This window comes from Rhodanobacter sp. KK11 (assembly GCF_033345435.1).
Taxonomy (GTDB): Bacteria; Pseudomonadota; Gammaproteobacteria; order Xanthomonadales; family Rhodanobacteraceae; genus Rhodanobacter.
Map to the genome: position 1 here is coordinate 94,366 of NZ_JAWPMI010000006.1, position 17,938 is coordinate 112,303.

20 protein-coding genes and 1 pseudogene are annotated in these 17,938 nt (G+C 67.1%); 9 read left to right on the forward strand and 12 right to left on the reverse strand.

Annotated features, from left to right (window positions below):
- Nucleotides 1-70: 70 nt before the first annotated feature.
- Nucleotides 71-874, reverse strand: coding sequence for an inositol monophosphatase family protein (locus tag R5H19_RS17210; RefSeq protein WP_318160288.1), 804 nt, complete (start codon nt 872-874; stop codon nt 71-73).
- A gap of 115 nt (nt 875-989) precedes the next feature.
- Here R5H19_RS17210 and R5H19_RS17215 point away from each other — a divergent pair, with 115 nt between their 5' ends.
- Nucleotides 990-1,748: an RNA methyltransferase gene (locus tag R5H19_RS17215; RefSeq protein ID WP_318160289.1), complete on the forward strand. Its 759-nt coding sequence runs from the start codon at nt 990-992 to the stop codon at nt 1,746-1,748.
- 438 nt (nt 1,749-2,186) lie between these two features.
- Here the strand turns inward: R5H19_RS17215 and R5H19_RS17220 are convergent, their stop codons facing one another.
- Complete coding sequence (locus R5H19_RS17220; RefSeq protein ID WP_318160290.1) at nt 2,187-3,509, reverse strand: hemolysin family protein; 1,323 nt, start codon at nt 3,507-3,509, stop codon at nt 2,187-2,189.
- 135 nt (nt 3,510-3,644) lie between these two features.
- Here R5H19_RS17220 and R5H19_RS17225 point away from each other — a divergent pair, with 135 nt between their 5' ends.
- Complete coding sequence (locus R5H19_RS17225; protein WP_318160291.1) at nt 3,645-4,274, forward strand: pit accessory protein; 630 nt, start codon at nt 3,645-3,647, stop codon at nt 4,272-4,274.
- An 81-nt stretch (nt 4,275-4,355) separates the two neighbouring features.
- On the forward strand, nt 4,356-5,468 hold the full coding sequence (locus R5H19_RS17230) for an inorganic phosphate transporter (RefSeq protein WP_318160292.1): 1,113 nt from the start codon (nt 4,356-4,358) through the stop codon (nt 5,466-5,468).
- A gap of 8 nt (nt 5,469-5,476) precedes the next feature.
- Here R5H19_RS17230 and R5H19_RS17235 read toward each other — a convergent pair whose 3' ends face one another.
- Nucleotides 5,477-5,881, reverse strand: a complete 405-nt coding sequence (locus R5H19_RS17235; protein WP_318160293.1) for a hypothetical protein — start codon at nt 5,879-5,881, stop codon at nt 5,477-5,479.
- 68 nt (nt 5,882-5,949) lie between these two features.
- Between R5H19_RS17235 and R5H19_RS17240 the strand changes: the two genes are divergently transcribed.
- The 5 genes from R5H19_RS17240 to R5H19_RS17260 all read left to right on the forward strand — a co-directional run bounded on the left by R5H19_RS17240 (nt 5,950) and on the right by R5H19_RS17260 (nt 13,585).
- Nucleotides 5,950-6,291, forward strand: a complete 342-nt coding sequence (locus tag R5H19_RS17240; RefSeq protein WP_007511540.1) for an MGMT family protein — start codon at nt 5,950-5,952, stop codon at nt 6,289-6,291.
- Nucleotides 6,292-6,365: 74 nt separating this feature from the next.
- Nucleotides 6,366-8,180: a DNA helicase RecQ gene (recQ, locus tag R5H19_RS17245; protein ID WP_318160294.1), complete on the forward strand. Its 1,815-nt coding sequence runs from the start codon at nt 6,366-6,368 to the stop codon at nt 8,178-8,180.
- A gap of 224 nt (nt 8,181-8,404) precedes the next feature.
- A complete protein-coding gene (locus R5H19_RS17250) occupies nt 8,405-9,829 on the forward strand; it encodes a sugar porter family MFS transporter (protein WP_318160295.1) in 1,425 nt (474 codons plus the stop codon).
- Nucleotides 9,830-9,975: 146 nt separating this feature from the next.
- On the forward strand, nt 9,976-10,998 hold the full coding sequence (locus tag R5H19_RS17255) for a LacI family DNA-binding transcriptional regulator (protein ID WP_318160296.1): 1,023 nt from the start codon (nt 9,976-9,978) through the stop codon (nt 10,996-10,998).
- 88 nt (nt 10,999-11,086) lie between these two features.
- The gene (locus R5H19_RS17260) at nt 11,087-13,585 is read left to right on the forward strand and encodes an EAL domain-containing protein (RefSeq protein WP_318160297.1); all 2,499 of its coding nucleotides are present in this window, start codon (nt 11,087-11,089) and stop codon (nt 13,583-13,585) included.
- A 19-nt stretch (nt 13,586-13,604) separates the two neighbouring features.
- Here R5H19_RS17260 and R5H19_RS17265 read toward each other — a convergent pair whose 3' ends face one another.
- From R5H19_RS17265 to R5H19_RS17280, 4 genes are all read right to left on the reverse strand, one after another.
- Nucleotides 13,605-14,027 carry an ACT domain-containing protein gene (locus R5H19_RS17265; protein WP_318160298.1) on the reverse strand — a complete coding sequence of 141 codons (423 nt, stop codon included), beginning with the start codon at nt 14,025-14,027 and terminating at the stop codon, nt 13,605-13,607.
- A gap of 60 nt (nt 14,028-14,087) precedes the next feature.
- A complete protein-coding gene (locus R5H19_RS17270; RefSeq protein WP_318160299.1) occupies nt 14,088-14,261 on the reverse strand; it encodes a glycosyl transferase family 39 in 174 nt (57 codons plus the stop codon).
- Between the two features lie 67 nt (nt 14,262-14,328).
- Nucleotides 14,329-14,676 (reverse strand): GFA family protein, encoded by a 348-nt coding sequence (locus R5H19_RS17275; RefSeq protein ID WP_318160300.1) that lies wholly within the window; start codon nt 14,674-14,676, stop codon nt 14,329-14,331.
- A gap of 28 nt (nt 14,677-14,704) precedes the next feature.
- Nucleotides 14,705-15,238: a GNAT family N-acetyltransferase gene (locus tag R5H19_RS17280; RefSeq protein ID WP_318160301.1), complete on the reverse strand. Its 534-nt coding sequence runs from the start codon at nt 15,236-15,238 to the stop codon at nt 14,705-14,707.
- 225 nt (nt 15,239-15,463) lie between these two features.
- Between R5H19_RS17280 and R5H19_RS17285 the strand changes: the two are divergent.
- A pseudogene (locus R5H19_RS17285) lies at nt 15,464-15,682 on the forward strand (IS110 family transposase); the annotation flags it as partial.
- 354 nt (nt 15,683-16,036) lie between these two features.
- On the opposite strand, the gene R5H19_RS17290 reads toward R5H19_RS17285, so the two are convergent.
- From R5H19_RS17290 to merC, 5 genes are all read right to left on the reverse strand, one after another.
- Nucleotides 16,037-16,381, reverse strand: a complete 345-nt coding sequence (locus R5H19_RS17290; protein ID WP_318160302.1) for a hypothetical protein — start codon at nt 16,379-16,381, stop codon at nt 16,037-16,039.
- A gap of 30 nt (nt 16,382-16,411) precedes the next feature.
- Nucleotides 16,412-16,762, reverse strand: coding sequence for a hypothetical protein (locus R5H19_RS17295; RefSeq protein WP_318160303.1), 351 nt, complete (start codon nt 16,760-16,762; stop codon nt 16,412-16,414).
- 98 nt (nt 16,763-16,860) lie between these two features.
- On the reverse strand, nt 16,861-17,085 hold the full coding sequence (locus R5H19_RS17300; RefSeq protein WP_318160304.1) for a hypothetical protein: 225 nt from the start codon (nt 17,083-17,085) through the stop codon (nt 16,861-16,863).
- An 89-nt stretch (nt 17,086-17,174) separates the two neighbouring features.
- Nucleotides 17,175-17,396 (reverse strand): GDCCVxC domain-containing (seleno)protein, encoded by a 222-nt coding sequence (locus R5H19_RS17305; protein ID WP_318160305.1) that lies wholly within the window; start codon nt 17,394-17,396, stop codon nt 17,175-17,177.
- On the reverse strand, nt 17,378-17,776 hold the full coding sequence (gene merC, locus R5H19_RS17310) for an organomercurial transporter MerC (protein ID WP_318160306.1): 399 nt from the start codon (nt 17,774-17,776) through the stop codon (nt 17,378-17,380). The genes R5H19_RS17305 and merC overlap by 19 nt, the downstream gene beginning before the upstream one ends.
- Nucleotides 17,777-17,938 lie beyond the last annotated feature (162 nt).

The window sequence follows — 17,938 nt, forward strand, 5'->3', positions numbered from 1 at the left end:
GGTCAGCGCCCTGCAGGGCAAGAAAAAAGGCGCCGAAAGCGCCTTTTTTCTTGCCCATGAGACGCCGGATTCAGGCCTTGAGCAACCCCGGCGTGGCCTGCTGGCCGATCGCGTCGACCAGCGCCTTGGCCACGTTGAGATTGCCGGCGACGATGTTGCCGCTCTGCGGGATGCCGTCGCGGCCGGCGAAATCGCAGTAGCGGCCGCCGGCTTCGTGCACCAGCAGGACGCCGGCGGCCATGTCCCAGGCTTTCAGGCCGATCTCGAAGTAGCCGTCGTAGCGCCCGGCGGCGACGTAGGCCAGGTCGAGCGCGGCGGAACCGGAGCGGCGGATGTCTTCGGCCTGGCCGAGGATGGCGCGGGTCATGTCGAGTTGCGCGGCAAGGTGCTCGCGCTGGCGGAACGGGAAGCCGGTGGCGATCATCGCGCCGCCCAGGTTCTCGCGCTTGCCCACGCGCATGCGGCGGTCGTTGAGATAGGCGCCGTCACCCTTGCTGGCGGTGTACAGCTCGTCGCGCAGCGGGTCGAAGATCACCGCGTGGATCGGCACGCCCTTTTCCAGCAGCGCGATCGACACGCAGAAATGCGGGATGCCGCGCAGGTAGTTGTGGGTGCCGTCCAGCGGGTCGATCACCCAGGTCAGCGGGCCCTTGCCGATGGCGCCGCTTTCCTCGGCGAGGATCGCGTGGTCGGGGTAGGCGCGGCGCAGTTCCTTGATGATCTCCGCCTCGGCCAGCTTGTCGACCTCGGAGACGAAATCCATCTGCTGCTTCTCGACGACGTTGAGGCCGTCGATGCGGTTCATGTAGCGCAGGATCACATTGCCTGCAGAACGCGCGGCGCGCGCCGCGATCGTGACGTGTGGTCTGGCCATGGGTTTCGACTTTGGGAGAGAGCGGGGGTTGCGGCCGGCGATTCTAGCAGAGGCGGCGCCGGGCCGCCCCGCGTCCATTATCCTTGCCGATTCCTGTCGCCAGGCCGTCCCTCGCATGACCGATCTCCAGCAACTCGCCGACCGCCTCCGTTACGTGCTGGTGCGCACCTCGCATCCGGGCAATATCGGCAGTGCGGCGCGGGCGGTTCGCACGATGGGCTTCACCCGCATGGAACTGGTGGCGCCGCATCGTTTTCCCGATCCGGAGGCGAATGCACTGGCTGCCGGCGCGGACGACGTGCTGGCCAACGCCGGCATCCACACCGACCTGGTGGACGGTCTTGCCGGCAGCAGCCTGGCGCTGGGCCTGTCGGCCCGTCGGCGCGGGGTGCACCTGCCGGAGCTCTCCCCGCGCGAGGCGGCGCAGCAGGCGCTGGCCGCGGCCGCCCGCGGCGAGCAGGTGGCGCTGGTGTTCGGCAACGAGCGCACCGGCCTGGAGAACGAGGAACTGGCGCGCTGCCACGCGATGGTACGGATTCCCAGCGTGGACGATTTCAGTTCGCTCAACCTGGCGCAGGCGGTGCAGGTGATGGCCTACGAGCTGCGCGTGGCGATGCTCGGCGATGAACCGCCGCCGGCGCCGCCGGCACACGACGAGCCGCCCGCCGACGCGGCTCAGATGGAGCAACTCTACCGCCACCTGGCGCAGACGCTGGACGACATCGACTTCCACAAGGGTCGCGAGCCCACCACGATCATGCTGCGCCTGCGCAAGCTGTTCCAGCGCGCCCAGCCGGATGAGCGTGAGCTGCGCGTGCTGCATGGCATCCTCGCCGACGCGCAGCGGATGGCAAGGTTGGCGAAGGGCAAGTAGCGGTTTCCTCCCCCTGCTGCGCAGGGGGAGGGACCGGTCCCGAAGCTGTGCGTCTTGCTCCCTCCCTTGCGAGGCAGGGGAGGGCTGGGGTGGGGTCGCTCTTCGGTCAAGCCAGAATCAAGAGCGCACCCCCTCCTGACCTCCCCCTGCTGCGCAGGGGGAGGGACCAGCCCCGAGGCCGCGCGTCTTGCTCCCTCCCCTGCAGCGCAGGGGAGGGCTGGGGTGGGGTCGCTCTTCGCTCTCAAGCCAAGATCAAAAGCGCACCCCCTCCTGACCTCCCCCTGCTGTGCAGGGGGAGGGACCAGCCCCGAGGCCGCGCGTCTTGCTCCCTCCCCTGCAGCGCAGGGGAGGGCTGGGGTGGGGTTGCTCTTCGCGACGCAGGGTCAAAAGCGCAGCCACTCCTGATCTCCTCCTGCAGGCTGGAAGGAGGTGTCGGGGCTACTGTTCGTCGTCGGACGGTTTCCGCGAAGGGGCGGGGGTGACCAGCAGCTTGTCGATGCGCGCGCCGTCCAGGTCGACCACTTCGAAGCGGATGCCGTGCCAGGCGAACACCTCGCCAGTCTGAGGGATGTGGCCGAGCGCGGTCATCACCATGCCGGCGGCGGTGCGGTAGTCGTGCTCTTCTTCGCCTGGCAGTTCGCCGATCTGCAGCAGTTCGCGCAGATCGTCGGTGGACAGGCTGCCGTCGATCAGCCAGCTGCCGTCGGCGCGCTGCATGATCGGGCTGTCCTCGCTGCTGCCGGCATGACCGATCTGGCTGGCGCCGACCACCGCCGCCAGCAGGTCGTTGACGGTGACCACGCCCTCGATGTCGCCGTACTCGTCGACCACCAGCGCCAGCGGCGTCTCGGCGTCGCGGAACTCCTCCAGCAGGTCCAGCGCGCGCGCGGTGGCCGGCACGAACAGCGGCTTGGCCAGGTGGCCGAACAGCTCCGGCGTGCCTTCGGCGAAGCTGTGCAGCAGGCGCTTGACCTCGACCACGCCGACCACCTCGCTCTCGTCGCCGCGATACACCGGGTAGCACGAGTACGGGGTCTCGCGCAGTACCGCGATGTTCTCCTCGCGGCTCGCCGCGATGTCCAGCCAGGCGATGCGCATGCGCGGGGTCATCACGCTGTCCACGGTGCGGTCGCCCAGGCGCAGCACGCGGTTGACCATGTTGTGCTCGTCCGGGTCGAGCACGCCCTGTTCGGCGCTTTCGGCGACCAGCAGGCGGATCTCCTCCTCGGTGACCACGCCGCTGCCTTGCGTGTCGACCCGCAGCAGGCGCAGCAGCAGGTTGCTCGATGCGTTCAGCAGCCACACGAACGGCGCGGTCAGATACGACAGCAGCAGCATCGGGAACGCTGCATACGAGGAGACCTTTTCCGGCGCCGACAGCGCCAGCCGCTTGGGCACCAGTTCGCCGATCACGATCTGGATGAACGAGATCAGCACGAAGCCGAGCGCAATACCGATGGCTCGGGCGTACGGGGCCAGCCAAGCCCACGTGTCATGTTGCAGCAGCGTGGCGATGTGGCCGCCCATCTTGTCGCCGGCGACCCCGCCGGTGACCAGCATCAGCACAGTGATGCCGACCTGCACCGTGGACAGGAAGCGCTCCGGCGCCTCGGCATGGCGCAGCGCCGCGGCGGCCTTGCGGCTGCTTCGTGCCATCTGCTTGAGGCGGCTCTTGCGCGACGCCACCAGCGCCATCTCCGACAGCGCGAAGAAGCCGTTGCACAGGGCCAGTACGAAAACGAGCGCGATTTCGGTCAGCATCGCGGGGGTGACGGGGGAGGCTGCATGGGCACAGTGTAAGGGCTGCGCGGGCTGCAGTTCACCCGGGTCATGATGCAGGGCAGCACGGCTGTCCTGTAACATTCCCGTCATCCCGATCCCTCAGGCATGGCCCGCATGTTTTCACTGCAGACGATTTTCGGCAAAGGCGACAAGTTCTACGGGCTGCTCGAGCAGAGCGCCGCCACCGTCAGCGAAAGCGCCAAGGCCCTGCACGAACTGCTGACCCAACCTGACAAGGGGCCGGTGATGGCGGCATTCACCGCGACCCGGGCGCGGGAGAAGGCGCTGGCCGCGCAGATCAGCGAGGAACTGGTGAACACCTTCGTCACCGCGCTCGATCGCGAGGACATCGAAGCGCTGAATTCGGCGCTGTACAAGATCCCCAAGACCATCGAGAAGTTCGCCGAGCGCTACGAGATCGTCGCCGATCGCCTGGCCGGGGTGGATTTCGCCCAACGCACGCTGGTGCTGCAGCGTTCCAGCGAAGTGGTCGCCGAGATGATCGGCGAGCTGCGCCGCGGCCTGCGCATCGACCCGGTGAAGAAACTGCAGGACCGCCTGCAGGCACTGGAGTCGGAAGGCGATCGCATGCTGCTGGCGCCGTACCGCACGCTGTACATGGAAGGCGGCGACGCGATGCGGGCGATGCTGGCGAAAGACCTGTTCGAGCTGATCGAGAAGGCCATCGACAAGTGCCGCGACGTCGGCAACATCGTCTATTCGATCGTGCTGAAGAATTCCTGAGGCCGTGCCCGTGATCCCGCGCATTCCGCATTGCCCGGCGCCGGTGCCGGGCGTCTGTTCGTCCACGGCCAAGGATCGCGCATGAGCGTCGTCATCGCGGTGGTGGTGATCGCGCTGGTCTTCACCTACATCAACGGTTTCCACGACACCGCCAACTCGATCGCCACGGTGGTGGCGACCAAGGTGCTCTCCCCCGGCCAGGCGGTGCTGTTGGCGGCGGGTACCAACCTGGTCGGTGCGTTCATGGGCACCGCGGTGGCGGCCACCATCGCTTCCGGGCTGATCAACGCCGGGGTGATCGAGATGAGCTCGCAGCTGCTGGTCTGCGCGCTGCTGGCGGCGATCGTGTGGAACCTGATCACCTGGTGGCTGGGCCTTCCGTCCAGCTCAAGCCATGCCCTGATCGGCGCGCTGGTGGGGGCGGCGCTGGCCGCTTCCGGCAACAACTTCGACGCGGTGATCTGGGTCGAGGGCAGCTTGCTGAAGGGCCATGGCGTGATGCCCAAGGTGGTCATCCCGATGGTGCTGTCGCCGCTGGCGGGTTTCATCATCAGCTTCTTCCTGATGGGGGCGCTGTATGCGCTGCTGGCCTGGTTTGCTCGGCGGCACGGCTGGCTGCGCCGGTTCGGGCGCACCCCGTTCGTCAATTTCTTCTTCGGCAAGGCGCAGATCGTCTCGGCCAGCGCGATGGGCGTGGCGCACGGCATGAACGACGCGCAGAAGAGCATGGGCATCATCGCGCTGGCGCTGGCCGGCGCCACCGCCGCGCACCAGTTCGACCACCTGCCGGCGTGGCTGGGCTTCCTGCGCATCGACGGCGACCCCGCCGGCGGCTTCGAGATCCCGGTGTGGGTGAAGGTGGTCTCCGCATTGACCATGGCCGCCGGTACCGCCGGCGGCGGCTGGCGCATCATCAAGACGCTCGGTCACAAGATGGTCAAGCTGCACCCGATCAACGGCTTCGCCGCCGAGACCAGTTCGGCCGCGGTCATCCTGGCTGCCTCGGCGTTCGGCATCCCGGTGTCGACCACCCACAACGTGTCCGCCTCGATCATGGGCGTGGGCGCGGCCAAGCGTTTCAGTTCGATCCGCTGGTCGGTGGTCGAACGCATGGTGTGGGCGTGGATCCTCACCCTGCCGATCACCGCGCTGCTGGCCTACGGGCTGGTAGTGATGTTCCGGCTGGTGTCCTGACCAGGTTCTTACAGCGCGTCGTCGCCGACGCTGATGATTCGTTCCAGCTGATCGCCAAGCACGCCCAGCTCGCGCACCACGCGCTGCAACTCGGCGCGATCGAGGAATTCATAGGGGCGGTTTTCGCACAGGTGCAGATAGGGCGAGCCGTCCAGATCGGCCACCGCGAGGAAGCCGGTGCGCTGCTGCCAGTTGAAGCGCAGGCAGCGGACCGGGTCGGTACCGGCGAGCGGCCCGATCGGGGTGGAAACCCGCAGATAGCGCAGCCCCGCCTCGTCTTCCAGTTCGGCCAGGTAGATGCCCTGATAGCGGTCCGGCGCCAGTTTCAGGTCGAAGCTGATCAGGTAAGGATCGTTCTGGCGCAGCTCGTGCAGGCTGCCGATGTGGGAACGCACGGCTTCGAAGTGACGCATGCGGCGGCTTCCGCTGGCGAGGGTCGGAAGTTACTCTGCCATGGTTATCCGCTAGCGTCGCGTGAACCATGAATGAGGCCGCTGCCCGCATCTACGCCGCCATCGCCGCGATTCCGCGTGGCCGTGTCGCCAGTTACGGTGCGATCGCGGCCCGCGCCGGCCTGCCGGGACGCGCGCGGCTGGTCGGCCGGCTGCTCGGCGAAGTGCCCGACGGCATGGAACTGCCGTGGTACCGCGTGCTGCGTTCCAGCGGGCACATCGCGATGCCGCCGGGCAGCCGCGGTTTCCGCGAGCAATCGCGTCGGCTGCGCGCCGAGGGCGTGGAAGTGAAGAACGGCCGCGTGCCATTGTCGCGCTTCGGCCTGGACGGCGATCTCGACCACGCGTTGTGGGGTATGCCGGACGCCTGAACAGCGGTGCTGCCGCCGCGTCGCCGCTGCTTTTCCCGGCGGCCGGTCCGGGCGGGTTTGCTAGCATGTACAGGATGAATGTCTCCGCCCTCGAGCTGCTGCAAAGCGTTTTCGGTTATCCCAGTTTCCGCGGCCAGCAGCAGGCGGTGGTCGAGCACCTGACGGAAGGCGGTGACGCACTGGTGCTGATGCCCACCGGCGGCGGCAAGTCGTTGTGCTACCAGATCCCCGCGCTGCTGCGCCAGGGCACCGGCATCGTGGTGTCGCCGCTGATCGCGCTGATGCAGGACCAGGTCGATGCGCTGCGCGAGGCTGGCGTGGCCGCGGCCTACCTCAACTCCAGTCTCGGCGCGGAAGAACAGCGCGAGGTCGAGCGCCAACTGCTGGCCGGCGAGCTGAACCTGCTCTACGTGGCGCCCGAGCGGCTGCTCACGGCGCGCTTCCTGTCCCTGCTGGAACGCACCGAGGTGGCGCTGTTCGCGATCGACGAGGCGCATTGCGTGTCGCAGTGGGGCCACGACTTCCGCCCCGAGTACCGCGAGCTGGCGGTGCTGCACCAACGCTTCCCCCAGGTGCCGCGCATTGCGCTCACCGCCACTGCCGACCCGCGTACGCGCGAGGAGATCGTCGAGCGGCTGTCGCTGCAGCAGGCGCGGCAGTTCGTTTCCAGTTTCGACCGGCCCAACATCGGTTACCGGGTCGGCCAGCGGCACAACGCGAAGCGCCAGCTCGGCGAGTTCCTGCAGGGCCATCAGGGCGAATCCGGCATCGTGTACTGCCTCAGCCGGCGCAAGGTGGACGATACCGCGCAATGGCTGGCCGAGTCGGGCGTCGAGGCGTTGCCGTATCACGCCGGTCTCGACGCGGCCACGCGCGCGAGGAACCAGCAGCGTTTCCTGCGCGAGGACGGCGTGGTGATGGTGGCCACGGTGGCGTTCGGCATGGGCATCGACAAGCCCGACGTGCGCTTCGTGGCGCACCTGGATCTGCCGCGCAGCATCGAGGGCTACTACCAGGAGACCGGCCGCGCCGGTCGCGACGGCCTGCCGGCCGAGGCGTGGATGATCTACGGCCTGTCCGACGTGGTCACCATGAGCCAGATGATCGCGCAGTCCGAGTCCGACGACGAGCGCAAGCGCGTCGAGCGACAGAAGCTGGAGGCATTGCTGGCCTACGCCGAGGCCACCGGCTGCCGCCGCCAGCTGCTGCTGGGGGCGTTCGGTGAAAACTACCCCGGCCCCTGCGGCCATTGCGACAACTGCCTCGCGCCGCCGCAAACCTGGGACGCCACCGTGCCGGCGCAGAAGGCGCTGTCGGCGGTATACCGCACCGGCCAGCGCTACGGCTCCGGCCACGTCATCGACGTGCTGCGCGGCGAGGAGACCGAACGCGTGCTCGCCCTCGACCACCACCGGCTCAGCACCTTCGGCATCGGCGCCGATCTGGACGAGAAGCAGTGGCGCTCGGTGTTTCGCCAGTTGCTCGCCGCCGGCCTGCTCGAGGCTGACGCCGAGGGCTACGGCACGTTGCGCCTCACCGCCGCCAGCCGCAGCGTACTCAGCGGCGGGCGTCAGGTGAAACTGCGCGAGGACGCCCGCCCCGAGCGCGCCAGCCGGCGCCGACGCGACAGCAAGCTGGTCACCGGCAGCAGCCTCGGCATCGAGACCTGGGAGCAGGAGCTGTGGGATGCCCTGCGCGCGCTGCGCACGAAACTGGCCAGGCAGCAGGGCGTGCCACCCTACGTGGTGTTCCACGACGCCACCTTGCTGGCGATGCTGCGCGCGATGCCGGCCAACGAGGACGAACTGGCCACCATCAGTGGCGTGGGCGAGGCCAAGCTCAGGCGCTACGGCAGCGATTTCCTGGCAGTGATCAACGCGCCGGCCTGAGCCCCTCTCCCCCCGGGAGAGGGGTTGGGGTGAGGGTACGGGGCCGCATGGAGCTCCACGCTCCGCCCGCACCCTCATCCGCCCTCCGGGCACCTTCTCCCACGGGGAGATAGGGAGGAATGGCAGCGTAGCCTGCGCGCACCCGCTGCATACGTATTCAACCGGACACGGCCGGGACCCGCGGTGCAGACTCGTGCGCATCTTGAGGCGTTGGGGGAGACGCGATGAGCACGATGGACACGACGGCCGACGGCTTGGGCCAGCGCGCCACCGCACGGGTGGTGCTGATCTCGGCGGCGGCGGCGCTGGGCGGCTTCCTGTTCGGTTTCGACACGGCGGTGATCAACGGCGCGGTCGACGCGGTGCGCGGCGGCTTCGCGCTGGACGCGGCGCAGATCGGCTTCACGGTGTCCTGCGCGCTGCTCGGCTCGGCCGTCGGCGCCTGGTACGCCGGCATGCTGGCCAATCGCTTCGGCCGCGTGCGCACGATGCAGGTGGCGGCGGTGCTGCTGGTGGCCAGCGCGCTGGGCTCCGGATTGGTCACCGCGGTGTGGGACCTGATCCTGTGGCGGCTGGTCGGCGGCATCGGCGTGGGCGTGGCCTCGGTGATCGCGCCCACCTACATCGCCGAGGTGTCGCCGGCGCACATCCGCGGCCGGCTCGGCTCGATGCAGCAGCTGGCGATCGTGCTGGGCATCTTCGCCGCGCTGCTCAGCGATGCGTGGCTGGCCGGCGTGGCCGGCGGCGCGGCGCAGCCGCTGTGGTTCGGGCTGGCGGCATGGCGCTGGATGTTCCTGGTGGCGACGCTGCCGGCGCTGGTCTACGGCACCCTGGTGCTGGGCGTGCCGGAATCGCCGCGCCACCTGGTCGCCAAGGGCCGCATCGACGAGGCACGGGTGGTGCTGCGCAAGGTGCTGAACATGCACAGCGAGGCCGCGCTGGACAGCAAGCTGCGCGACATCGAGGACAGCCTGCGCTCGGAGCACAAGCCGCGCCTGCGCGACCTGTGCGGCAAGACCGCCGGGCTGCTGCCGGTGGTGTGGATCGGCATCCTGCTGTCGGTGTTCCAGCAGTTCGTGGGCATCAACGTGATCTTCTACTACTCGTCCACGCTGTGGCATTCGGTGGGCTTCAGCGAGGCCGACTCGTTCACCATCACCGTGGTCACCTCGATCGTCAACGTGCTGGTGACTCTGGTGGCGATCGCGCTGGTCGACAAAGTCGGCCGCAAGCCCTTGCTGGTGGTCGGTTCGGCCGGCATGGCGATCACCCTGGGGCTGATGGCGTGGTGCTTCTCGCAGGCCACCGGCAGCGGCGCCACGCTGAGCCTGCCCGGCGCCACCGGCGTGGTAGCGCTGGTGGCGGCGAACGCCTACGTGGTGTTCTTCGGGGTGAGCTGGGGCCCGGTGGTGTGGGTGCTGCTGGGCGAGATGTTCCCCAACCGGATCCGCGCCACCGCGCTGGCGGTGGCCGCGGCGGCGCAGTGGCTGGCCAATTTCGCGATCACCAGCACGTTCCCGGCGCTGGCCGAGCTGGGCCTGACTTTCGCCTACGGGCTGTACGCCGGCTTCGCGCTGCTGTCGCTGCTGTTCGTGCTGGCCGGCGTGCGCGAGACCAAGGGCATCGAGCTGGAGGACATGCGCGCATGACGGCCATGTCCCGCGTTGATCACCCGCTCCCGTGCGCCTGCCGCGAGGCGCGGCAGGCGCATACGACAGGCGGTGCGCAAACCGGCTAGGATTCGGTGTCGCCGGCATCGCGCCGGGCAGCAGGTGGACTCCGGATCAGGCTGCGGATGAAGGGAAAAGCCACTTCGATCGACATCGCCCATCTGGCCGGGGTATCCCAGGCCACGGTGTCGCGCGCGCTGCGCGGCAGCCCGCTGGTCAATGAGGAAACCCGGCGGCGCGTCCAGGCCGCCGCCGAGCAGCTCAATTACAAGGTCGACAAGAACGCCTCCAATCTGCGCCGGATGCATGCCGGCACGCTGGCGCTGCTGTTCTTCGAGGACCCCACCGCCGACGAGTCGCACATCAACCCGTTCTTCCTGTCGATGCTCGGCTCGATCACCCGCGCCTGCGCGCTGCAGGGTTACGACCTGCTGATCTCGTTCCAGCAGTTCTCGCGTGACTGGCACGCCGACTTCGCCGACAGCAAGAAGGCCGACGGCCTGATCCTGCTCGGCTACGGCGACTACCTGGCCTACACCGACAAGCTGGAGAAACTGGTCGCCCAGGGCACCCGCTTCGTGCGCTGGGGCGCGGTGCTGCCGGACCAGCCCGGCGTGTCGATCGGTTGCGACAACTTCCGCGGCGGCCAGGCGGTGGCCGGACATCTGCTGGAGCGCGGCTGCCGCCGCATCGCCTTCCTCGGCGACGCTTCCAGCCACTACCCGGAATTCTTCGGGCGCTACCGCGGCTACGTCGACGTGCTGCAGCAGGCCGGAGTGGAGGTGGATCCGGTGCTGCAGGAAAACGCCGAGAGCACCGAGCGCTCCGGTTACGAGGCAATGCGCAACCTGATCCTGCGCGAGGCCGGCTTCGACGCGGTGTTCGCCGCCAGCGACCTGATCGCGATCGGCGCCATGCGCGCGCTCGCCGACCACGGCCTGCGCGTGCCGCAGGACGTGGCGCTGGCCGGCTTCGACGACATTCCCATGGCCAGCTTCGCCAACCCGCCGCTGACCACCGTACTGCAGGACACCAAGCAGGCCGGCGAAGTGCTGGTGGACAGCCTGCTCGCCCTGATCCGCGGTGAGCCGGCCGACAGCGAAGTGCTGCCGGTGAAGCTGGTGGTGCGCCGTTCCAGCCTGCGCTGAGCGCGGTGCGGCGCCGCTATCGCCTTCACGCAAGATCGCCTAATCTGTTTTCCGGCTGCCGTAGCCGCCTGCATGACGGACGCTTGCCATGGACAACCCCCGGCTGGAACTGGATTTTCATCAGGTATTCGAGCGGGTCACCGACGCCTGCGTCGCGCTGGATCGGGACTGGCGCTACACCTACCTGAATGCGACCGCCTGCGAGCTGTTCGGCCGCAAGGCGGAGGAGCTGATCGGCCGGCACATCTGGACGGAGTTTGCGGAAGGCGTCGTGCCGCCGTTCCGTCTCGCCTGCGAAAAGGCGATGACCGAGCAGTGCCCGCAGCAGGTCGAAACGTTCTACCCGCCATACCACCGCTGGTTCGAGAACCGTGTCTACCCGTCGGCGGACGGGCTGACGATCTATTTCCGCGACGTCACCGAGCGCAAGCGCGCCGAGCAACTGGAGGCCGGTCAGCACGAGATCCTGGAGGGGGTGGCGGCACAGCGGCCGCTGGCGGAAAGCCTCGAGCGGATCGCCCGCCTGCACGAGACGATGAACCCCGGCACGTTGTGCTCGCTGCTGCTGCTCGACGACGACGGCCGGCACGTGCTGCATGGCGCCGCACCCAGCCTGCCGGATGCATACAACCGCGTCGTGCACGGGATGGAGATCGGCGAGGCGCAGGGCTCCTGCGGCACGGCTGCGTGGCGTGGCGAGCGTGTGGTGGTGGCCGACATCGCCAGCCACCCGTACTGGGAGAACTACCGGGAACTGGCGCTGGCGCATGGCCTCAGGGCCTGCTGGTCGACGCCGGTGCTCGGCAGCCACAACGAAGTGCTGGGCACGTTCGCGGTGTATTTCCGCGAGCCGCGCGAGCCGCGCGAGGAGGAGCTGCACAGCATCGACCGCATGCTGCCGATCACCGGCATCGCGATCGAGAGCGAGCGCCTGGTCGCGCGCCTGCGCGAGCGCAACCGCTTCTTCGAGATGTCGCAGGAGATCTTCTGCATCCTCGACCCGCAGGCCGAACGGCTGCTGCAGTTCAATCCGTCACTGACACGCCTTACCGGCTACGGCGCCAGCGAGCTGATCTCGCGCCCTTACCGCGAATTCCTGTCGCCGCAGGACCCCGGCGAGGACTCCGACCCGATGCTGGTGCGGGACCGCTCCGGCGAGCGGGTGTACGAGTTCGTCAACCGCTGTCGCTGCCGCGATGGCAGCGAACGCCTGCTGGAGTGGGTCTCCTTCGCCGCGCCCGACGGGCTGCTCTACGCGGTGGCGCGCGATATCACCGAGCGACGGCGGGTCGAGGCCGAACTGGCCCACGCCTCCAGCCATGACCCGGTCACCGGCCTGCCGCAGCATCTGCTGCTCGGGCAGGCGCTGCGGGCCATGCTGAAGAATGCGACGGCGCCGGTCTGGGTGCTGGTGATCGGGCTGGACCGCTTCCAGGGAGTCAACGAATCGGTCGGCCACCTGGCTGGCGACGACGTGCTGCGGCGGCTGGCCGGGCGCCTGCAGGCGGCGCTGGGCGGGCAGGGCCAGGTCGCCCGGTTCGCCGGTGACGAGTTCGTGGTGACGGCGACCGGGCTGACGGCGGACGGCGCGCAGGCGCTGGCCGAGCGCCTGCGCACCGCCGTGGCCGAGCCGGTCGAGGGCAGCGATTATCGCCTGCTGCTGACCGCCAGCGTGGGCATCAGCCATTCGCCTGACCACGGCACCGACCCGAACAACCTGTTGCGCCGCGCCGAGGCCGCGATGAACCAGGCCAAGCGCGAAGGGCGCGACCGGGTATCTAGGTTCTCGGCCGAACAGATGCACGACCTGGAAGACCGCCTGGTGATGGGCAACCAGTTGCGCAACGCGGTCCGGCACGGCGAGCTGGAGTTGCACTACCAGCCGCAGTATCGCGCGGCCGATCGTCGGCTGACCGGCTTCGAGGCGCTGCTGCGCTGGAACAGCCGGCAACTCGGCCCGGTTCCGCCGACCCGCTTCATCCCGATCGCCGAAGCGCTGGGCCTGATGCCCGAGATCGGCGCGTGGGTGCTCGACGCGGCCTGTCGGCAGCTGCGGGCGTGGCGGGACCGAAGCCATCGCGATTTCACCATTGCGGTGAACCTGTCGGCGCAGCAGGTGCAGCGCCCCGGCCTGGCAGCACAGGTCGAGATGGCGCTGCAGCGGCATGCAGTGCCGGCGACGATGCTGGACATCGAGATCACCGAGAGCTCGTTCATGGAGAACGTGTGGCGCGTGCAGCGCACGCTGGCCGAGCTGAAGGCGCTGGGCATCCGGCTGTCGCTGGACGATTTCGGCACCGGCTACTCCAGCCTGGCCTACCTCAAGCAATTCCCGATCGACAAGCTGAAGATCGATCAGGCGTTCGTGCGCTCGCTGCCGGCGGACGCCGCCGATGCAGCGATCGTGCGCACCATCATCGCGGTGGCGCACGAACTGCGCATGGACGTGGCCGCCGAAGGCGTGGCGAGCGGAGAACAGGCGGATTTCCTCGCCGCCGCCGGCTGCGACGAACTGCAGGGCAACCACCTTGGCCCGGCCTTGCCCGTGCAGCAGGCCGAGGAGTGCTTCGGCCGCGGACACGCGTAGCGCGTTCGCGGAGCCCGGCTCAGGCCGTGCCGGGTTCCGGACCCGCGCGTTCCTGCAGCGCCTGCAGGGCGGCGATCGCCCGGCTGGCCGACTCGACGGGTACGAACAGGTGGTCGTGATGTGCGGCGGCGACCACGTTGCAGCTGATGCCCGCCTCGGCCAGCGCCGTCGCCACGGCGGCGGTCAGGCCGACTGCGTGCAGGTCGGAGTGCACGCTGAGGGTGATCCATGCGGCGCGGAACAGCACCGCCAGCCCGGCATCCTGCGCCTGTGGCTCCTCGACGATCAGGGTGAGTCCCTCGCGCTCGCGGAACGTGGCGATCGGCACGAGCCGGTCCGGCACACGGCCTGCGGGCAGCGTGGCGAACGCGTACACCCCGCGATTCAGCACGGGCTGCATCGAGCGCAGCAATTCGGCGAGGTTGGAGACGGCGTGGCCCATGGCGGCGGATCCGTGGAGCGGGCGCAAGCGATCAGCGTGCGCCCGGAAGTGGCCGCCGGCTTATTTCGATGGCGCCCGGCGGAACAGCCGCAACCAGAACGCCAGCTCGAACAGCACGCCGGCAAGTACCAGCACGCTGCCGAGCAGCGGCGCGCCGAAGAACAACGGGCCGAGGCCCACGGCATAGGCGGCGACGGCCGCGAGCAGGATGGCGAAGGTGATCAGGTGCCGCATGGGTCCACCTCACTGGATGGTGCGTTGCGCGTGGTTGTGCGGAAGGCAGGGCCGAGGCCCTGCGGCGTCACAGCGAACGGCCGTCGTAATGCGTGACCGGGATCGCCGCCAGGTCGATGCCTTCGATGCAGCGGATGTTGATGGCAGCCACGGCGTTGCCCTTCGGGTCCGTGCCTTCGCCGTACGGATGCATGCCGCAGGTCGGGCAGAAGCGGTGCTTGATGACGTGCTTGTTGAACGTGTAGCTGCTGGCCGCGTCCTCGGGCGTGAGCAGGTGAAGCTTCTCGCGCGGCACGAACCACAGCAGCGAACCCTTGCGCTGGCAGATCGAGCAGTTGCAAGCCAGCGCGCTGTCGATCTCGCCTTCCACCTCGAAGGCGACCTTGCCGCAATGGCAGCTTCCCTTGTAGTTCATGGCGGATCTCCCGATTTTGGCGTTGTGGTCAGCGGCCCGATGGCGAACCCGCGACGGGTCGCGCCATGACGATGTCCCGCTGTGGATCGCTGCCCAGGGGAAACACGTGCTCGCCGATCTCGACGAAGCCGAATTTCCGGTAGAACGCGATCGCCCGTAGATTGTGCTCCCATACGCCCAGCCAGATCACGTCCGACCCGCGTGCTTCCATTTCTTCGATGCAGGCGTGCATGAGTTCCTGCGCGATCCCCTTGCCGTGCCAGGCATCGGCAACGTACAGCCGCCGGATCTCGCCGGGGGACTGGGCCAGGACGCAATCCGGGGCATCGCCCCAGCGCAGCTGGGCAAACCCGGCCAGCCCTTCGTCGCCTTCGCACAGCAGGGTCAGCATGTGCGGGTCGGCAATCTCGCCGGATTGGATGGCTTCGCCGTAACTGGTGCGGCAATGAAGGTCCATGTCCTCGCCCGTGTTCACGGCACCGAAAGTGCTTCGGAACGTGGTTTCAGCAAGCCGGGAGAGCGGTCCGGCGTCGCGGCGGCTGGCTTTTCGTATGGCGGGCAACGGAATCTCCTAAGGGCGGCCGATGCGCATAACCTCGACCAGGCATCGGCACCGATGTTCCGTTGCCTGGTCGCGCGGACGGCGCCGGGAAAACGTCCCTGGCGTAGTTTCTCCGCTTGCGCCGCCACACCGTCAGTCGCATTGCGTAGGTGGTGTATCAAAACAAGACCTGACCTTGCGGCTGGGTTGTGCAGGTGATGATGTATCAAGACAAGGCCTGGCCCTGCGGATTTGCAGCGGGCCAAGGCCGTCGCCCCGGAAAGGGCCACGCCCGAACAACGCTGGATTTGCTCCCTGGCCGCGCGGCTGCCGTTCGGCAAGGTACTGGTCGCCATTGCCAACAAGCATGCACGCCAGTTGTGGGTGATGCTGACCCACGAGGTGGACTACGACCCCTGCGCCAGTCAGCACCACCCGACGCATCGTCCCGCCCAGCTCGCCTGAGGAGCCCTTGCTTTCGATTCACCGTCAGCGCCACGCGGCAACAACGGGTCAGACCCACCCGGAGAGAACCTGACTAACATTCTGGACGTCCAAACGTGCTTCGGCCGATCCCCGAGCACCGACGACACCGCTGAACGAATGAGGTCTCCGGGCGCGGTTTATACCCTGGTCCGAGCCAGCATCACCGGCTCAACAAGACCGTCTAAGGAAATGCAGTCTGGCAACGTTCGACGCCGCATCCCACTGACAAAGCAGCAAGCAACAAAGGACAAACACGACCACCAGCAGTCGCCCGAAAGCTCAGGGCAAAAGCATCATGCGCCCGGGGTTGACGGGAAGTCTCCTAAGGAGATGTTAGGCCACGCCGGAGGTTACGCTACCTGCGCGCGGGCTGGATGAGTAAACCCGATAGACCACGTAGAACACTGCGGGAAAAATCAGAACGATTGCGGCGACGCCGGCACCTTTGAGCTGCCCATGGTCAAAGAAGGCGAGGCCAACGACGAAGCTATATAGGCCGATTGCGAGATACGAGAGCGCTAGCAGCTTGGCGGTTTGCCGATTGACCAGAAAACAGCAAATCGCAAGGGAAACGACAGAGAAGGATGCCCACAGATAATAGTCGGGGTTGGACATGAACGCGGCTACGTTACCGAGGGCGTGCATCGCGAGCAACGAGCTAGCAACAGACTTGTTCAATACCTGCTCCCAGACGGCCTAACGCTGGAGTTAAGCGGCGGCGGAGCCGTCCGCCTTGAACGATTGGTTAGGCGCCGCTACTCGAAGTGGATGCGCCGGATTGTCACGAATGAAAGCCTCTACGTCCGCGAGTCTGTTGGGCAGAGACGGCCCTGAAGTGCTGCGATAGCTGAAGAAGCGGAAGCCTGCGGCAAACAAGGCTTGTACTTTTGCCCATTGCTCCAAGTCTTTTGCAGGTGGCGCCTTGAATGAGCGACCCATCTCATGAAGCGTGCCTCCGCAGTTTGGGCAGATGGCAACGTAGTCAGGACGCGGAGCCACCTTGAAGCTCTTGCGGCAGCCAAAGCACGCGTGGGCAATCAGGTACTGCGGGCTAGGCATGCGATTTTTCCTGTATAGGCGCCTAACGCCAAAACTCAGCTGCCGTCGAACCGCGTAGCGGTTGGGCGGTCGGCTGGAGTGCCCCGTTAGGTATCATGCTACGGCGAGCCCATGCCGTGGCTAAGAGAAATCGCCTGTTGATCTTGCATGTAGCAAAAGGCAAAAGCGGCGACGATGCACGCAGCCAATACGAGAGCCCCAAACGTAACCAATCCGGCGCGAGATTGACGATTGGAAGCGAGCCCTATTTGCAAGACCTCGACACCCTTGATTACGAGATAAAAGGCGAGCAGATACGTCAGAATTTGAAGCATGCCAGCCATGTTGTGCCCCCTGTGTGTTTGATGCCTAACGCCCGAGGTAACCGGCGCAAAGACCGCGTAGCGAGATTTGCGTCCGGTTGACCGAGTTGTTATGCGCCGCCGCCACAGCAAGAACTCCCTTGCTGGATTGGTGGGCACTTGACCGAACCGTATGAACAGAAAACACAGCAGTCTCCGGGGAGCGGCTTGAGCAAAGCGTGACACGCCTTGCACTCGTAGAACCACTGGCACGCATTGGTTGGCATGGTTTCCTGCGCGGTGGCACCACACTCCGGACAGGTAATAACTGACTCTAGCTCGACACGCGACACGTTGGCACCTTGACGGGACGAAGCAGATCTAGGACTGACATGAACAGCATGAGCGCAATGCCTGCGTAGAACATGTAGATGCTCCAGCCTTGGCTCCAGACCACCAGCAGCGCAACCAATACAGCGACCGGGCCAAGCACCGAGAGCAAGCCGCGCGCGAGCTGGCGATGCCGATACCACGCCCAGGCGTTTACCAAGAGCGCGAGCACCGCCAAGCCGGGCAGCAGCTTGTGAAACAGAAAACCCTCGTACTGCCCGAGGAAGCCGAGGCCGATGGCGGCGCCCAACGACCCCAGCACGGGAAAGCAGCCGGCGCAGGACATTGCAGAAACCAGCGCGCCTAAACTGCTGGTCTTGTCGAGTACACGTGTGACGCTCAATTCATGACCTCAATTTGCGAAGTTGTTTTTTAGGCGCATAACGCTAAGTAGATTTCAAATTGCAGTCTAATCCCACAGCCTATCCCGTGCCATTGGGGCTGTTTTGCCGTTGCACACTCCAAGAATCAAGGCGTTAGCTTCCTGCAGGCCGTCTAATCCAGC

What these genes read in the sequence shown, in the direction of transcription:
- R5H19_RS17210 (WP_318160288.1), bottom strand. Translation starts at nt 874, where the DNA reads ATGGCCAGACCACACGTCACGATCGCGGCGCGCGCCGCGCGTTCTGCA.
- R5H19_RS17215 (WP_318160289.1), top strand. Translation starts at nt 990, where the DNA reads ATGACCGATCTCCAGCAACTCGCCGACCGCCTCCGTTACGTGCTGGTG.
- R5H19_RS17220 (WP_318160290.1), bottom strand. Translation starts at nt 3,509, where the DNA reads ATGCTGACCGAAATCGCGCTCGTTTTCGTACTGGCCCTGTGCAACGGC.
- R5H19_RS17225 (WP_318160291.1), top strand. Translation starts at nt 3,645, where the DNA reads ATGTTTTCACTGCAGACGATTTTCGGCAAAGGCGACAAGTTCTACGGG.
- R5H19_RS17230 (WP_318160292.1), top strand. Translation starts at nt 4,356, where the DNA reads ATGAGCGTCGTCATCGCGGTGGTGGTGATCGCGCTGGTCTTCACCTAC.
- R5H19_RS17235 (WP_318160293.1), bottom strand. Translation starts at nt 5,881, where the DNA reads ATGCGTCACTTCGAAGCCGTGCGTTCCCACATCGGCAGCCTGCACGAG.
- R5H19_RS17240 (WP_007511540.1), top strand. Translation starts at nt 5,950, where the DNA reads ATGAATGAGGCCGCTGCCCGCATCTACGCCGCCATCGCCGCGATTCCG.
- recQ (WP_318160294.1), top strand. Translation starts at nt 6,366, where the DNA reads ATGAATGTCTCCGCCCTCGAGCTGCTGCAAAGCGTTTTCGGTTATCCC.
- R5H19_RS17250 (WP_318160295.1), top strand. Translation starts at nt 8,405, where the DNA reads ATGAGCACGATGGACACGACGGCCGACGGCTTGGGCCAGCGCGCCACC.
- R5H19_RS17255 (WP_318160296.1), top strand. Translation starts at nt 9,976, where the DNA reads ATGAAGGGAAAAGCCACTTCGATCGACATCGCCCATCTGGCCGGGGTA.
- R5H19_RS17260 (WP_318160297.1), top strand. Translation starts at nt 11,087, where the DNA reads ATGGACAACCCCCGGCTGGAACTGGATTTTCATCAGGTATTCGAGCGG.
- R5H19_RS17265 (WP_318160298.1), bottom strand. Translation starts at nt 14,027, where the DNA reads ATGGGCCACGCCGTCTCCAACCTCGCCGAATTGCTGCGCTCGATGCAG.
- R5H19_RS17270 (WP_318160299.1), bottom strand. Translation starts at nt 14,261, where the DNA reads ATGCGGCACCTGATCACCTTCGCCATCCTGCTCGCGGCCGTCGCCGCC.
- R5H19_RS17275 (WP_318160300.1), bottom strand. Translation starts at nt 14,676, where the DNA reads ATGAACTACAAGGGAAGCTGCCATTGCGGCAAGGTCGCCTTCGAGGTG.
- R5H19_RS17295 (WP_318160303.1), bottom strand. Translation starts at nt 16,762, where the DNA reads ATGCCTAGCCCGCAGTACCTGATTGCCCACGCGTGCTTTGGCTGCCGC.
- R5H19_RS17300 (WP_318160304.1), bottom strand. Translation starts at nt 17,085, where the DNA reads ATGGCTGGCATGCTTCAAATTCTGACGTATCTGCTCGCCTTTTATCTC.